Here is a 16179-nt window from a genome sequence, read left to right as displayed (position 1 = left end):
GTTGGGATAAAGCCCAACAACAAGACCAACAACTTTTAATTATTTAGATTGAGCTTGAGTTCCCTGTTTAGCCTTAGAAATTTCAGCCCCAAGAATTTCCAACCCCTTCACATATTGAGGATCACTCGTTGTCCCCACTTTAGTCCGATCTTTCCTTAACTCATCCCGTTGTTTTTCGGTGAGTTCAACTTTAACATCCGGTTGAATTCCTTCATGGTTAATATCTCGACCACTGGGGGTAAAATACTTAGCAATAGTTACGGCTAAACCCGAACCTTTTCCCACGCCTCTGACCGACTGAACTAACCCCTTTCCAAAGGTTTTTGTTCCGACTAAAACTGCCCGTTTATTATCCTGTAATGCACCAGATAAAATTTCGCTGGCACTGGCTGATCCACCATCGACTAAAATTACTAAAGGTTTAGTGGTTAAAGCCCGATTATTTGCCTTTTGACGGTCAGTTTCACCCTGACGATCAACCGTAGAAACAATATCTCCTTGATTCAGCCACATCCGCGCAATTTCAATACTAGAATAGAGTAACCCCCCCGGATTTGAGCGTAAATCTAGGATATAACCGGAGACATTTTGTTTTTCTAAATCATTAATCGCTTCTCGCATTTCTTCTGAAGCATTGGCGCTAAAAGTATTTAGGCGAATATAACCAATATCTCCCCTAGAACTAGGATTTTTAGAAGCACGAACCGGATGGATTTCAATGCGATCGCGAGTAATATTAAAATCCAAAGGTTTATCGCCCCGAAGAACTTTAATATTAACCTTCGTACCCACTGGCCCGCGAATTAAACTCACCGCTGCATTAATATCCATGCCCTCGGTACTGCGACCATCAATTTCAGTAATAATATCCTGGGATTGAACCCCAGCACTAAAGGCGGGGGAATCCTCAATGGGTGAAATCACCACTAACTTTTTCGTGTCTTCATCCTGGGTTAATTGAATCCCTACCCCCGTCAACTCCCCGGAGGTGTCAATTTGCATATTTTTGAATTCTTCGGGGTTCATGAAGCGAGTATAGGGGTCATCTAGCTTCTTCAACATTTCCCGAATGGCTTTGTAAGCCTGTTCGTCGTCGGTATAGTTCCGGTTTAAATATTCGGTGCGAGTAGCAGACCAGTCCACCTGATTAAATGTTCCATCAACATAACTTTTTTGGATCACCTGCCAAACTTCATCAATCAACTCCTTTGGGCTTTCCCGAAAGGATGCCTGACTAGAAAGATGAATTCCTGCTCCGGCAACGGTTACAGCCGTTAACATCATTGCCGTCGCCCCAAGAACCAGCCCACTTCTCGAAATAATCATCGGTTTGCTGAACTAGAAAATAGAAATTTCAATATCAATACGCCCAATTTAGCACAGGTTTCAGCTTTCCGGTATTGATTCTTGGTTCAGGATATAAAAGTAGTTATCAATATTAATTAGCGAGCGAGGACGCTCGCACTGCTTTGAATTAATTAAGGATCAACCCAACGACCATCGGCTTTAATCAAACTAATTAATTCTTCAACCCCTTGGGTTTCAGGGACTTTTTTAATCTCCTCTCGACCCCGATATAGGGAAATAAAACCCGGTTGTTTACCGACATAACCATAGTCGGCGTCGGCCATTTCGCCCGGCCCATTCACAATACATCCCATCACCGCAATATCTAAACCCGTTAAATGTTTTGTGGCTTCACGAACTTGATGTAAGACTTCTTCTAAATTAAATAAAGTTCGACCGCAGGAAGGACAAGCCACATATTCAACCATGGTTTTCCGCAGTCCTAAAGCTTGCAGAATACTATAACAAACCGGGATTTCTTTTTCAGGAGCTTCAGTTAAAGAAACCCGAATTGTATCACCAATTCCTGCTGCTAATAAAGTGCCAATTCCCGCCGTTGATTTAATTCGGCCATATTCTCCATCTCCGGCTTCTGTCACCCCTAAATGTAAGGGATAATCCATGCCTAATTCATCCATCCGTTTCACCATTAAACGGTTAGCCGCCACCATCACCGGAACCCGGGAAGCTTTCAGGGAAATAACAATATTTTGAAAATCCAAAGATTCACAAATTTTAATAAATTCTAACGCCGATTCCACCATGCCTTCAGGGGTATCACCATAGGTAAATAACATTCTTTCGGCTAAGGAACCATGATTTACCCCAATCCGCATCGCCTTACCTTGATCGCGCAAAGAAACAACTAAAGGTTCTAAAGTTTGTCTAATTTTATCACCAATTTCATTGAATTCAGTTGGGGTATATTCCGTGCGATCGCTTTTCGGTTTTTCAAATACATATAACCCCGGATTAATTCTTACTTTGTCCACATATTTTGCCACTTCCAAAGCAATTTTCATGCCATTATGATGAACGTCCGCCACCAGGGGCACAGGTTGATAGGTTTGGGCTAATTTCTGTTTAATTTTCCCTACGGCGGTGGCATGACCCACACTGGGAACCGTCACCCGCACAATTTCACAGCCAATTTCATGCAGACGACGCACCGCCGCCGTCGCCCCCTCAATGTCCATCGTATCCTCATTAATCATTGATTGGACAACCACGGGATGACCGCCCCCAATAGTAACCGTCCCTACCTGGACAGGACGGGTTTGACGGCGGTGAATCATCGTATCCACCGATGTTTGACTAGCCGGGGTTTGGGTGGAAATAGGTAAAGTTTGCATAGTTAATAATTGATTTTTGTCAATATAGCGATCGGAATTTTTTCTCCTATTGATTAATAGATTGCCACAAAAGGGGCATTTAGGGAATTACCCATCGCGGATAGTTAAGTGGGTTCGGGAGGAACGGGGGAATTGCTTCTACAATTTAACTAGGCTCCTGATTGTTACCGAAGGTTTAACGATGTTGTTAGAACTGAAACAAATCACCGTTCCCCCTGGACAAACCGTGATATTTAATCAGATTACTTGGCAAGAATTTGAAACCCTATTAGATGAATTAGGTGAACATCGTTCATCCCGAATTGCTTATGCAAATGAAACCTTAGAAATTATGACTCCCTTACCTGAACATGAATTTAGCAAAGAACTTGTTAGTGATTTGATCAAAGCTTTACTAGAAGAACTCGATATAGAATTTTTCCCTTTGGGTTCAACTACATTCAAAAATCAACTTATGCGACAAGGAATAGAACCAGATAACTGTTTTTTTATTCAAAATGAAGCTTTAATTAGAAATAAAAACCGATTAGATTTAACAATTGATCCCCCTCCAGATTTGGCTTTAGAAATTGATATTACTTCCCGCACCCATCTTAATATTTATGCCACATTAGGGGTTCCTGAACTTTGGAGATTTGAAAACGGCATATTAAAAATCTATATTTTGCAAGATGGTAACTATCAAGAAACACAATACAGTCCCACCTTCCCTAATTTACCCTTAACTGATATTATTCCCCAATATTTACAAAAAATTAAAATATTGGGACGAAACGCCACAATGAAAAAATTTAGAAGCTGGATTAAAAAGACGTATATAGCAGGGAACACCGGAACAGCCCCCGGGAGCTAGGTGGGGAGGGAACAGGGGGGATCATCTGTAGCATTTATAATCAGATTTCATATTATTCTCAACCCAATCTATGGAGAATATTGAACCCGATAAATCCAGCCGTTACTTTCTTCAGTAAAAATTAAACTGCCATCGGGTAATACTAATAAACCCACCGGACGACCCCAAGTTTCAGGAATAGCAGGATTAACTAAAAATCCAGTTAAAAATTCCTCGTAATATCCCTGGGGACGACCTTGATTAAAAGGAATAAAAACTAATTTATATCCCGTACCAGAATTGCGATTCCAACTACCTCTAAACGCTACAAATGCGCCTTTTTTATAGGGTTCTGGGAAGGTATTACCATCATAAAATTGTAATCCTAAAGCCGCCGAATGGGCTTGAAATAAAACATCGGGTTTTAAGGTTTTTTTAACTAAATCCCGGCGGACACTTTGACCATTTTGAACATGACGCGGATCTAAATTATTAGGTGTAAAATAACTATAGGGCCAGCCATAGAATTCTCCTGAACGAATACGGGTAAAATAATCAGGAACTAAATCATCTCCTAACCCATCCCTTTCATTAACAGTTGTATAAAGTTCTTTGGTTTCTGGATGAAAGTCTAACCCCACAGGATTTCTTAATCCATAAGCAAATGTTTGTTGATTAGACCCGTCTAAATTCATCACTTGAATTGATGCACGGGGAGGATTTTCTTGACTGACATTTGTTTTTGAACCAATGGAAACATAGAGTTTTTGATTGTTAGGAGAAACAATAACATTGCGTGTCCAATGTTGGTTATATCCGCCTCCAGGTAACTCCGCTATTTTTTCGCCTGTTCCCGTGAGTTGCTGTTGATTATTATAGGAATAACGTCTAACTTCGTCTGTATTTCCCAAGAAAAAATAACCGGGTGAAAATGCCATTCCAAAGGGAATATTTAAGCCATTTTTGCTGTCTGCAAAGGTTGTAATTTGATCAGCTACCCCATCTTTGTTGGTATCTTTTAATAACCGAATCCGGTTTTGTTTGGTTTCTGTTACTAATACATCACCATCGGGAGTTAAGGCTAACCAGCGAGGATTATCTAAATTTTCGGCAAAGATATTAACTTTAAATCCGGGGGGAACATTTAAAACGGGGTTATTAGGAATGGGAATAACTTGGGGAGGTTTAGATGCACTCTCACTATGGAAAGGTGGCGGTAAGTCTTCTAAATTAATCCGAATTGGTTGGGGGGATAATGGTTTTATGGTAATATTATTTTGGGTTGCGGTCGCAACGGAAATGGAGGAATTTGTTGGGGTGCGATCGCTATTTTGTTGACAACCGATTAATAATCCTAAAAATAATAAGGGAAAATAACGTAATTTGGACATAATTACCCTGCTATTATTCGAGTTGATGAATTCTATTAAGATTTAAAATCATGGGCGGTACAAGATTCGAACTTGTGGCCTCTTCCTTGTAAGGGAAGCACTCTACCGCTGAGTTAACCGCCCGATTAACACATTTAGCTATTATAGCATAAACTTTTAGAATCACAACCCTATTTTTCATGATTGATCATTTCACCCCATGCCATCAGGTCAAACCCACGACCAGATAACCCTTTGGAGCTTACCGTTTATTGCGGGCTTAACATGGAGCCAAACCCGCAGCAGTCACCTCACCTTTCTGGTGACGGGGAGTTTCCTGTTTAGTGGCCTCATGTTTGGCCCCGATTTAGATATCAACTCCCGACAGTTTCAACGGTGGGGGATGTTGCGGTGTTTCTGGGCGCCCTACCAAAACAGTTTGCGCCATCGCTCCTTTTTATCCCATGGGCCCTTTATTGGGACGGCGTTGAGGATTCTTTATTTAGGAGGAGGTCTGGGAATTTTGGGATTTTTGGGGTTAATGGTGGCACAATATTTAGGATTACTAAATAGGGAACCTTTAGAAATATTGCAGAATAGTTTGCGATCGCTCTCCAATTATCCCAGAGAATGTATCGCCATTTATTTAGGATTAGAAATGGGAGCCATGAGTCATTCTTTTAGTGACTGGTCTAACTCTTTATATAAAGAATTTAGAAAATGGCTAAAAACAGGGAAAACTCAAACAGAGATCAGGGAAACACCCAAACCCCAAAAAACCAAGCGTCAAGTGTCTGAATTTCCCCAATTGGAGCTTCCCCCAATTAAACCCAAACGTCAAAAATCTAATCCCACAAATGCTAAAAAATCTCCTCGTCGTCCTAAAAAATAAACCTTTTTTGATCATAAAATTCAAGGATTTAAAATGAGTAACACCGAAAATATTACCCTGAATCCTACATTAATCGCTCTACAAAACTTAATTGATGTTGTTGCCAAATTGCGATCGCCAGAGGGGGGATGTCCTTGGGATTTGGAACAAACACCAGAAACTTTAGTACCCTATATTATTGAAGAAGCCTATGAAGTAGTAGACGCAATTCGGAGCGGGGATCAAAATGCTATTGCTGATGAATTAGGGGATTTACTATTACAAGTAATTTTACAAGCCCAAATTGCCGGGGAATCAAATCAATTTTCCTTAGAAGAAATTGCCAATAATATTACAGAAAAATTAATTCGTCGCCATCCTCATGTATTCGGGGCAGTGGAAGTTAATAGTGTCGAAGAAGTTAGGCAAAATTGGGAAGAAATCAAATCAAATGAGCGAGGAGAAACACCCGAAACTAAAACTTTTAGTTCTAAATTAAGCCGTTATGCGCGACAATTACCCCCGTTAATTGCCGGAATGAAAATTTCTCAAAAAGCTGCATCTATCGGTTTTGAATGGGATAATATTGAGGGGGTTTGGGATAAATTTGAGGAAGAAGTTGCTGAATTTAAAGAAGCAATTCAAGGATCGGATAAAGAGCATCAACAAGCAGAATTAGGGGATATTTTATTTGTCTTAATTAATTTAGCCCGTTGGTATAATTTAGATCCCCATATTGGGTTACAGGAAACTAATCATCGTTTTATTAAACGGTTATCCAAGGTTGAGGAATATTGCGATCGCCCCTTATCAGAATACAGTTTAGAGGAATTAGACGCCCTCTGGCAACAAGCAAAAGCTATCCTAGCCCAGAAATAAAGCCTAATTGTGCTAAAATAGAGGAGGTTTATTAATAGTTTTGGTAAGTTGCTATGCCCTCTTTAGAAGTTCGTGAATTTGCCGAAAAAATTAACCAGTTATCCCTTGAGGATAAACAATGGTTATTACAACAATTAATGCAAGAAATTACTACTTCTCACAATTCTGAACTGAGCCCATCTAACTCTTTGACGAATGAGGTTAAAAAGACATTTAATATTACTCCTGCTGTACCAGGAAGCGGTTATACTGATACAGCAATCAATCATGATCAGAGATTAAATTAATGATAGAAGAATTTAATCTTTATTAATTCAAAGATTGATCTTTTTTATAAGCCCAAATAGATACAAGATAAAAAATCAAACTAAATACTCCTAAAGATAAAAGATGTAATATGATATTATTATCGTTTTTTATATTAGCACTGTACAAAACTAATTGACCATAGTGATACACAGGAGAAAAATCTATTAGATCGCTAAACCATTTTGCTTTTGAAATTGGTAAACCACAAGTTAACACAGCAACTGGAACAGATAAACCAACAATAGAATCAAGACTTTTAGGATTAAATAAATAACCCATTGCTAAACCAAAAATAGCAAAAGGAATTATGCCCAAAAGCAAAGATAAAAACATCGCCAACCAATTTATTAAAGTCTCATCAATTCCTAGCTTGAATGCTCCAAAAACAAACATTAACGATAAAATAATTGTCGAAAGTAACAAAGTAATAATAATTTTAGCTCTGAAAAATACACTGGGAGGAAGTGGGGTAACTTTTAATAACTTTAACCATCCTTCTACTCTTTCAATAGCAATTCTTTTTCCTAATCTTTCAATTGCTAATATTAATAACATTAGTCCACAAAAAAATATTAACATGACTTTAGCGGATTTTTGATTCATGGGGAAAAGGACAATTAGAGAAGGAAGCAGAAAAATCCCCAATAAATACAATGGTGTTCTCACAAGCTGTAATAATTCAGCATAAGTCTGTTTTAACAAAAGATAAGTATAATTAATTTTTCTGTTTGTTTCCTTGAATTTGGATGATTCTTTTTCCTCTACCAAAACTGTCTTAATAATATTTTCCTCTAATTTACCCTCTTTTAAAATTACATATTTAGTAACTAAGTTATCTAAATATGTAAAATCTGCTTGATTATTTGTCACCATTAGGATAGTAATATTTTTTTCACGACAGATTTTGATTTGTTCCCAAAATTCAATAAATCCTTCTTCATCTAAATTTCTGGTGGGTTCATCTAAAATTAATAATTCTGGATTACCTGCTAAAGCTAAAGCAAAAAATAACCTTTGTTCTTCACCCCCAGACAATTTTGAAGCCCAATTATTCTCTTTTAATTTGAGATTAACCGTGCTTAAAATTTCTTCGGTTGATAAAGGATTAGGATAATAACTTCTTAATAAGTTTACTAATTCTTTAACTGTTAAATGTTTAGGAAGGGAAACTTTTTGTAAAACTACACCAAGGCGGATTTTTGAGTGAAAACTTTTAGGATTTTCCCCAAATAACTTAACTTCCCCTTGAGTGGGTGCTAAAAGTCCTAAAATTAGATTAAGTAAAGTGGTTTTTCCCGAACCATTTGCCCCTTTTAAAACAACAAACTCACCTTGTTGAATATTAAGATTAATCTCTGTTAATATCTCTTTTCTTTTGAATAGAGATTGATTAAAACTTTTGGATATATTCTTTAGTTGTACTACATTCATGTTTTTTCCCTCAAGGTACATTAACTTACATATACTTAACACAATAACTGCTGAACAAAAGGAATATTAAGAATTACTCCTAAAAAGGTTCCTGCCAAAATAGCAATGAAAGGGTTTCCTAACATCAAAAGCAGTCCTACTGATGTAATTACTCCTCCTATAATTGGGACATTTGGGAAACTCATGATACAATGATCGCCAACACTTGTTCCTTTGGAAAACCATAAGATTAAAATTGGTATAGCTATAACGCTGATTCTTCCCAACCATTTAATCACATCAGATAACTGTAATATAAACCCTTCTTTGAAAGAAGAAAATATACTATTTTTAGCTTGATCAAGATTATCATTGCCAGATTGAAAAGACATAATTTTTGAATCCATTTAAACAATACAGACGGGGGTTAAATTAGGATAAGTAGGTTAGCTGTTGTGAATATTATAGATCAAAAAACTTATTTTTTCTAGTGTAAGGTATATTATTTTATCTTATCTTTTGTTACAGAATATTTACTGTAATATCTTAAACTATCTTGAAATATCTTTATTAAGAAGTGTATAATAGATGAAATCCTTACCATGAGGGGATCTTATGACTATGACAGAAATTTTACAATTTGCTGATCAGTTAATTTTTGCCAAGAAGGGAAAACACTTAGATGATCTCCAAGAATCAATTATTAAGGGAGTTTGGGACGGCCAGAGCTATCAGGAAATTGCTGATGAATGCAACCGTAGTGAGAGTAGGGTTAGAAATATCGCTGCCAAATTATTACAATTGTTATCTGAAGAATTAGGAGAAGATATTGAAAAGACTAATTTTCGTTCTACTTTTAATAGGTTAAATATTTTATCATCTCAAAATCAGCGTATTTGTCATGTAAGTGGTAGTAATCATAGTTTTAATTATAGTCCATCAATACTATATGATTCCAAGCAAGATAATCACCAAATATTAACTAATAATAAGTTTAAATCAACTAATTATGATTTAAACTTAACTCCCAAAATAATAAATTTTTATAATAGAGAATCAGAACTTAAAGCCCTTTCTAGTTGGATATTAGATAATAATATTCGTTTAATTTCAGTTTTAGGATTATCTGGAATAGGAAAAACGACTCTAGTTAAAAGATGGGTTGATTTGAATTTAGATAAATTTGAGGTAATTATCTGGAAAAGTTTAAAATATCCCAAACCTTTAGAATTACTTATGAATGATTTATTAAATGCTTGTAAGCAAGAATTAAAAGCAACTATAGATGATAATTTAAAGCAATTATTTGATGTTTTCACGGATAAAAAATGTTTGATTATCCTTGATGACGTTCATAATATTTTTACCCAGGGTGAATTTTCTGGACAATATCAAGGTGTTTATCAAGATTATCAAAATTTTTTTAAAATGGTAACAGAAGTTGAACATCAAAGTCATCTAATTTTAATTAGTCAAGAACAATGTGCGGAAATGGAATGTTTGGATGAGGAATTATATCCGATAAAATCTTTAAAATTATCCGGTTTAGAGGATGGAGAAATTTTGTCAGGGATAGGATTAAAACAAGATCAGGATAGCGGGTTAAAATTGATTGAAAAATATCAAGGAAATCCGATGTATTTGAAAGATATTGCTCTTTTAATTAAAGATGTTTTTGATGGGGATGTGGCTGAGTTTTTAGCTGAGGATAGTTTGGTAATTACTAAAGAAATGCGATCGCACTTTAAGCAATTATTCAACAGACTTTCACCCGTCGAAGAAAAAATTGTTTTAGAATTGAGCAAATTTGAGCAACCTGTTTCCAGAGAAGATTTAAGACAACATTTAGACTTGTCCTCAATGGACTTAATTAATGGGTTAAAATCTTTACAACAACGGTATTTAGTTAGTAAAATTAAAGTCGATACAATTTTATTTAATTTGTCCTTTCTTTTTCGGGAGTATGTGAGAACAATAGGAGAAAAATCTAATAATTACTGATCTGTGTAATAATTATAAAGATTGCGAATCGTCCGATTTACTAAACTTAAATAATCATCTAATTCTTCATAAGCATCTAATTCTTTTTCTTCTTCAAGAGTTAATACTGCTTTCTTTTGTCTCTCAAGTAAAGTTTCAATTCTACTTTGAATCTTTTCAGAAGCACGAAAGATAGTAATTCCTTCTATTAAGGTAATGCTAATTATTCCTTCTAAGGAAAAATTTTCAGGTAAAGTTTCAAGTTTGGGTAAAGTTGAATTTTGCATGATTAAAACTGGATTCAAGTATATAATAATAGCTATCTGACTCTGTACTTTTTTAACCTATTTTAGCATAACATTCAAAATAATGCTATAATAGGAGAAATTTATCAATATTTATTTGTGGTAAGTTATTATGCCATCTTTAGAAGTTCGTGAATTTGCCGAAAAAATTGACCAATTATCTTTTGAGGATAAACAGCAGAATTAGGGGATATTTTATTTGTCTTAATTAATTTAGCCCGTTGGTATGATTTAGATCCCCATATTGGGTTACAGGAAACTAATCATCGTTTTATTAAAAGGTTATCCAAGGTTGAGGAATATTGCGGTCGCCCTTTATCGGAATACAGTTTAGAGGAATTTAGACGCCCTCTGGTAACAAGCAAAAGCTATCCTAGCCCAGAAATAAAGTCTAATTTTTAGTTCAACAATGGGCTAAATGTCGGAAATGATATAAAAATATCAATAAAATAGCTGTATCATCAATAAATCGAGGTTAAGGATTTACAGATAACAGGAGCGATCAATGCCTCAAGAAACAATGAGTAAAACCCGGTTGGAATTCTCCCAAGTGCCAATTGCCAAAGCACCAATATCGGTAGAAGCATGGGCCGATGAACTGATGGATGACCTTTTTTCTGATGTTGATCGGGCGATCGAGGGAAAATCTCGGCTGCCCAAGGAAGCGGTCAAATCAGAATTTGTCTCCCTAAAATCGATTAAAGTCCCTCAAATTATTCTACCCCCGATGCCACGGGAGGAAGAAGAAGACAAAGACAAATTACGCGATGCGAGTGTTAAAAAGCCCTCTACCTCGTTGGATCGGATTCTATTAATTGCGGCGTTTTCATCGCTATTTATCACACTATTATTATGGTTGGCGACCAGGGGAGGGCTAGGGCGTTTATTTGCCCCGGAACCTGTGGCGGTTGCCCCCGAACCCGTATTAGATGCCAAGACCAAAGCGGATATTCAATTTTCCAATTATATTGAGCGATCGCTAACCAATATTGAACAACAGAATCAACAAACAAGGTTAGGCTTGCCCCTATTACCTCCTCCCGTGGCCAATGCCACCCTACCGACCCTGCCCGTTCCTGGGACTCCGCCCGTGGCTCCCGCGGCTCCCGTGGTGGATACCAATAACCTCGTCGCAGCTATTAACCGAGTGGCTGGGGCGATTCAAGATGCCTCTAATCAAACCGCATCTCTGTCTCAACAGGTGATGAAAAACTTGGCTAAGGGACAACAAACCCAGCCCCCCGCACCTGCTTCTGTTGCGGTTCCAGGTGGACAAGGTTCGGGTGCTGCTCCCGTAGCTCCTGCAAAAACAGGAGCTTCAACCCCCACAACCCAGGCTAAACCCGCTACACCGACCCAAGTTACTCCCACAACTCCTCAAGTTCGGCAGGAAGTCCCGGCGGCAACTATTCCATTACCCCCCTCACCTGGGGTAACGGAAACGCCAGCACAAGAGCCAACGGCAGCGAACCCTGCCCCAATAACGGCCCATACCTTGGTGGGAACTCTGGAATTGGGCGATCGTTCGGCGGCCCTGTTTGAAATTAATGGAGTAGCCCGTCGGATTTATGTCGGTGAAACCATTGGTGCGAGTGGTTGGTCACTGGTGGAAGTGGTAAACCAGCAAGCCGTTATTCGTCGGAATGGGGAGGTTAAAACAATTTTTGTGGGACAACAATTCTAAATGGGTTAATTCAGTTAATCCTGGGAGAGAGACGCGCCGTGGCACGTCTCTACTGTTCTTTTCTATTTAATATTTAATTATGGGTTTATTTGAAGATTTTAGTAATTTTTTAGAGACTCGGTTAGAGGAGTTTCTCAAGGATAATCCTCATTTAGAATTGCAAGCTTTAGAAGAACAGTTGCGGGAACAGGAGGAGGATACCTTAAAATTAATTGCTGAGTTGAACCGAAAGGAAAAAAAGCTACAAGCGGAAATTTTAGAAGTGGCTCAAGATGTCCAAAAATGGCATAAATGGGTACAAAAAGCACAAGCAGCCAATCGTTTAGATTTAGTGGCGGCGGCTCAAGAGCGAGAGGCGGGATTTTTGCGTCAAGGGAATCAACTTTGGGGACAAATGCAAGGAGTTAAAGACCGGATTCAAAAATCTAAAGAAGTCTATTATCAAGTTCAACAACGTCACAAAGAAGTTAAGGTTAAAGCCGCAGAAGTTGAAGCTAACCGTAGCAAATCAAAAGCTCAAGAAAACCCTCAAAATTCCAGGGAAACCCAGGGTTGGAATCAGAGTAAATCCTCTGGTAGTTCTAATTCTTTTAATGATTCCTTAGAGCGGAAATTCAAACAATGGGAAATGGATGAAGAATTAGAAGATTTGAAACGGAATATGGGACGTTAGAATTTTATGCTTCTGAGGTTTCAAAGTTAACTTGCTCATAGAGATCGGTTAAATTGATGGAAAAGTCAAGGGTGCTTAATGTTAAAATAGAATCCGCCGACTCATAAAAATTAACTTGCCATTTTCCCGTTTCTGTTTTTACAAATTGTTCGACGGAATATTGATATTGATCGATTAAAATATATTCTTGAAATTCGGGAATAGAACGATAATACTTAAATTTATCTCCGCGATCATAACTTCCCGTTGATTCAGATAAAATTTCTATAATTACTAAGGGGTTTAAAACCGTATCCGTGCGATTTTCGTGATAAATAACATCCCCTTTAATCACCATTAAATCAGGATAGGTGTATAACCGATGTTCGGCTATCCATAGACGGACATCGCTGGTAAATACCCGATAATTTTGTTTTCTTAGAGCAAAATATAAATGAGCGCAAAGATTCACTATAATTTGATTATGATTTGTTGTACCTCCACTCATGGGAATAATGTCTCCATCTCGATATTCATGTTTAAATTCTGCGGTTTCTTCGAGTTTGAAATACTCTTCTGGAGAATAGAGGAGAGGTTTCACTTGCATAACCATATTATGCTCCCACTTAAATCATATCCTTTTATTATATAGCCTATTGTGGCAAAATTTTAATCTCAAGATCAATTTTTTCTTGCCATTCTCGAATATAAACTAACAGTCCATACATAAACACAATTACTCCCATCATTTCCATGATTTCCTCGACAATGGCTACTAATGAATAAATTAGACTTTGTTGATGGTAATAAAACGCCACCACACTCCCAACCATTTCCATAAATAAAGCTCCGCCAATATATAAAGATGCTGCTAAAATAAAATGATCACGGGTTTTTCGGGGAAGATGTAACCAAAATTTCCAGTATTTACGCAGAAAAACTATGACTAAAATTATGCCTGGAATTACCCACATTGAACGTAAAAAAGGTGGTAAATTTAACCCTTTAGCAATATCAGGAATAATTAGAATTTCATGAATGGTAGCTACTTCATCAATAGCGAATAACCAAAAAATAATTGATAACCATTTCCATTGTTGGAAATAACGATATTTTACCGAAGAATTATCATTAGGATCAGTTAAGCTGTTTTGTTGTTCAAGTTCAGCTTGTTTTGCAGAGGCGATCGCCCCCAATAACCAAGCACAAAACGCTAACATAAATGCACTAAACCAAGTGGGTAAATTCATTTCTCGATCAACATTAAACATCGCTGTCCAATCTTTTCGATAGTTAAATCCAAACCTACCAATTTGTATCAGAATACTGGTGAAAGTAAAAAATCCTACTCCCATTGTTAGGCGTTTAGCTAATTTTATCGGAGACAGGGTTAGAGATAATTGCATTTGAACTTATCCTATTTGATCAACCTCAAATCATAACCCAACTATCGACAATAATATCGTCGATATCTATATCCATTAAATTTAGGTTGAGGACGGGGATCTTGTTGACACCGGAATTGACTAAAATCCGTATTATCTTTTAAATTCACCGCCCATAACTCAAAGGGACGTTGAACTTTAGTTAAAGCATTTGTAAAAGTAGGGGAAGGAGTATCTGTTTTTTTCACTAACATAAATTCAGGTAAATTTTTAGCCTGCTGACGCTTAAATTCTAATCCTAATCCCATCAAAGATCGAGTTTCTGCGTGGGTTTGTTGGGTTGTAGCAATAATCACAGATGTTTTAGCTTGATTAATAATATAACTTGCTAAAAGATCCGATCTTTGGGATTTTTGAAACCCATAATTTCCCGCAACCGTTAAAGCACCCAAACATCCCATGATTAAGGTGACAATCACAATTTTTTTGCCATTCGCTTGCAAAATAGGCGGAAGTGAAACCCAAGAATAATTAGCAAGTGTGGGATTTTTCCAAATTATACCCAATGCGGAACCCAAAATTAAAATAAACACAGGAAAGCTAACAAATTGATATCTAGCCGCCAGGGATACATCCTTTTGGAGTCCATAGATTAAAATTAAAAACAGTAAAATAATACTAATAAACACACCAGAAAAAATTTTAGTCTCTAGTTGAGTTTCGGAGGATTGAAAATTTAACCTAATTCCTTGAATTATACCCGGACTAATCCAAAGGAAAACCGTTAATAAAATCACGGCTGAAATTATAGTTATAATTATTGGTGTTGCTTCGACGGGTAATAAAAATATTTGGGTAATTAACCAAGCAAATAACCGAAATAAAGGCTCTATAAATCCTAATCCCTTAAATTGAGTTTCTATCCAGTCTGTGAGTTGATCATTGGGAATACTTTGTAAAATTGGAATCCAAACTAATCCACTGATTAATGTTCCTAAAATTACTCCATAAATCCTCAGCCAAGATGGTCTAAATATGCCTAATTTATTTCGCCAATCCTTTAACCAAAATCCCCCTATAACTAACCCTGATGACCCTAAAAAAACTATAAAAAAATAGTGACTGGCTATTCCTAATCCATTCACAATAATCCAACCTATGACTTGAATCATAGATAAAGATTTGTCTCCCTCTAAACTTCTAATTGCCTTGACTAAATAGCCTAAAGATGCGATGATAAAAAGTATGGTTAATGTATAATGTCTGGCTTCCTGTGATAAATAAATTCCGTAGGGAGAAACCGCCATTAATCCGGCGGTAATTTGAGCAAAAATCAGCGACCTAAAGGCAAAATAACTTAAAATAAAAATAGCCGGAATTGATAAAACCCCTAAAATAGAACTGAGAGCACGCGCCACCGTTAAAGAAACTAATTCTCCCTGATTGGAAAATAAATTCATCCAGAAATGATTGATTAAAAAATATAAGGGGGGATGATTACTTTCACTCAATAAATGATTAAGAATATCCGCCGGTTGACTAGCAGTTTCAAACCGCAAAGGCGATAATAAAATATCTGCTGAAATAATTTGATCTAAAGGAATAGTTTTTAGACCGTGACCCAAACTAAATACTAAAGTGGAAATTTCAATACTAGATGCTGACTTATTTCCTAAACCCAGAAAGCGCAATAAAATTCCTAGTCCTACCCAAAATAATAGTAAAGCAGGATGAAACCATCGGTTATTCATTATTTTAATCACTGAAAATAATCCTCACACAAAGTAAACCCATGATAAAAAC

Annotated in this window: 16 protein-coding genes, 1 tRNA gene and 1 pseudogene; 8 read left to right on the top strand and 10 right to left on the bottom strand. The window is 36.9% G+C overall.

Going from position 1 to position 16179, the window contains the following annotated elements:
- Window positions 1-39: 39 nt before the first annotated feature.
- Complete coding sequence (gene ctpC, locus NMG88_RS14200) at window positions 40-1326, bottom strand: carboxyl-terminal processing protease CtpC (protein ID WP_042154560.1); 1287 nt, start codon at window positions 1324-1326, stop codon at window positions 40-42.
- A gap of 152 nt (window positions 1327-1478) precedes the next feature.
- Window positions 1479-2699, bottom strand: a complete 1221-nt coding sequence (gene ispG, locus NMG88_RS14195) for a (E)-4-hydroxy-3-methylbut-2-enyl-diphosphate synthase (RefSeq protein ID WP_042154562.1) — start codon at window positions 2697-2699, stop codon at window positions 1479-1481.
- Window positions 2700-2880: 181 nt separating this feature from the next.
- Between ispG and NMG88_RS14190 the strand changes: the two genes are divergently transcribed.
- Window positions 2881-3552 (top strand): Uma2 family endonuclease, encoded by a 672-nt coding sequence (locus NMG88_RS14190; protein ID WP_042154564.1) that lies wholly within the window; start codon window positions 2881-2883, stop codon window positions 3550-3552.
- A 68-nt stretch (window positions 3553-3620) separates the two neighbouring features.
- Here NMG88_RS14190 and NMG88_RS14185 read toward each other — a convergent pair whose 3' ends face one another.
- Both NMG88_RS14185 and NMG88_RS14180 read right to left on the bottom strand, forming a co-directional pair.
- On the bottom strand, window positions 3621-4922 hold the full coding sequence (locus tag NMG88_RS14185; RefSeq protein ID WP_254035553.1) for a PQQ-dependent sugar dehydrogenase: 1302 nt from the start codon (window positions 4920-4922) through the stop codon (window positions 3621-3623).
- A 51-nt stretch (window positions 4923-4973) separates the two neighbouring features.
- A tRNA-Val gene (locus NMG88_RS14180) sits at window positions 4974-5045 on the bottom strand.
- Window positions 5046-5121: 76 nt separating this feature from the next.
- On the opposite strand from NMG88_RS14180, the gene NMG88_RS14175 reads away from it, so the two are divergent.
- The 3 genes from NMG88_RS14175 to NMG88_RS14165 are packed head-to-tail and all read left to right on the top strand — an operon-like array spanning window position 5122 to window position 6938.
- Entirely contained in the window at window positions 5122-5793 is a 672-nt protein-coding gene (locus NMG88_RS14175; RefSeq protein WP_072005202.1) for a metal-binding protein, read from the top strand.
- A gap of 33 nt (window positions 5794-5826) precedes the next feature.
- The gene (gene mazG / locus NMG88_RS14170; protein WP_026796710.1) at window positions 5827-6651 is read left to right on the top strand and encodes a nucleoside triphosphate pyrophosphohydrolase; all 825 of its coding nucleotides are present in this window, start codon (window positions 5827-5829) and stop codon (window positions 6649-6651) included.
- A gap of 53 nt (window positions 6652-6704) precedes the next feature.
- Window positions 6705-6938 carry a hypothetical protein gene (locus tag NMG88_RS14165; RefSeq protein ID WP_254035552.1) on the top strand — a complete coding sequence of 78 codons (234 nt, stop codon included), beginning with the start codon at window positions 6705-6707 and terminating at the stop codon, window positions 6936-6938.
- Window positions 6939-6960: 22 nt separating this feature from the next.
- Here the strand turns inward: NMG88_RS14165 and NMG88_RS14160 are convergent, their stop codons facing one another.
- The gene (locus NMG88_RS14160; protein ID WP_254035551.1) at window positions 6961-8391 is read right to left on the bottom strand and encodes an ABC transporter ATP-binding protein/permease; all 1431 of its coding nucleotides are present in this window, start codon (window positions 8389-8391) and stop codon (window positions 6961-6963) included.
- Window positions 8392-8426: 35 nt separating this feature from the next.
- On the bottom strand, window positions 8427-8762 hold the full coding sequence (locus NMG88_RS14155; protein ID WP_254035550.1) for a hypothetical protein: 336 nt from the start codon (window positions 8760-8762) through the stop codon (window positions 8427-8429).
- 223 nt (window positions 8763-8985) lie between these two features.
- Between NMG88_RS14155 and NMG88_RS14150 the strand changes: the two genes are divergently transcribed.
- Entirely contained in the window at window positions 8986-10371 is a 1386-nt protein-coding gene (locus NMG88_RS14150; protein WP_254035549.1) for a helix-turn-helix domain-containing protein, read from the top strand.
- Here NMG88_RS14150 and NMG88_RS14145 read toward each other — a convergent pair.
- Entirely contained in the window at window positions 10365-10637 is a 273-nt protein-coding gene (locus NMG88_RS14145) for a hypothetical protein (RefSeq protein ID WP_254035548.1), read from the bottom strand. The two genes, NMG88_RS14150 and NMG88_RS14145, sit on opposite strands and share 7 nt — an antisense overlap.
- A gap of 195 nt (window positions 10638-10832) precedes the next feature.
- Between NMG88_RS14145 and NMG88_RS14140 the strand changes: the two are divergent.
- The 3 genes and pseudogenes from NMG88_RS14140 to NMG88_RS14130 form a co-directional block, all read left to right on the top strand.
- Window positions 10833-11013: pseudogene (locus tag NMG88_RS14140) on the top strand (nucleoside triphosphate pyrophosphohydrolase); the annotation flags it as partial.
- 147 nt (window positions 11014-11160) lie between these two features.
- A complete protein-coding gene (locus NMG88_RS14135) occupies window positions 11161-12339 on the top strand; it encodes a hypothetical protein (protein ID WP_042154568.1) in 1179 nt (392 codons plus the stop codon).
- Between the two features lie 79 nt (window positions 12340-12418).
- Complete coding sequence (locus NMG88_RS14130) at window positions 12419-13012, top strand: TIGR04376 family protein (protein WP_042154570.1); 594 nt, start codon at window positions 12419-12421, stop codon at window positions 13010-13012.
- 4 nt (window positions 13013-13016) lie between these two features.
- Here the strand turns inward: NMG88_RS14130 and NMG88_RS14125 are convergent, their stop codons facing one another.
- From NMG88_RS14125 to NMG88_RS14115, 3 genes are read right to left on the bottom strand one after another with little or no spacing between them, the layout of a single operon-like run.
- Window positions 13017-13604, bottom strand: coding sequence for a Uma2 family endonuclease (locus NMG88_RS14125; protein WP_254035547.1), 588 nt, complete (start codon window positions 13602-13604; stop codon window positions 13017-13019).
- Between the two features lie 40 nt (window positions 13605-13644).
- Entirely contained in the window at window positions 13645-14397 is a 753-nt protein-coding gene (locus tag NMG88_RS14120) for a hypothetical protein (protein ID WP_026796703.1), read from the bottom strand.
- 41 nt (window positions 14398-14438) lie between these two features.
- A complete protein-coding gene (locus NMG88_RS14115; RefSeq protein WP_254035546.1) occupies window positions 14439-16127 on the bottom strand; it encodes a glycosyltransferase family 39 protein in 1689 nt (562 codons plus the stop codon).
- Window positions 16128-16179 lie beyond the last annotated feature (52 nt).

Origin of the sequence: Planktothrix agardhii (assembly GCF_904830935.1) — a bacterium.
GTDB classification, from domain to species: Bacteria; Cyanobacteriota; Cyanobacteriia; order Cyanobacteriales; family Microcoleaceae; genus Planktothrix; species Planktothrix agardhii.
Note: the sequence above shows the minus strand (reverse complement) of the source record. Positions and strands in the feature narration are given on the sequence as shown.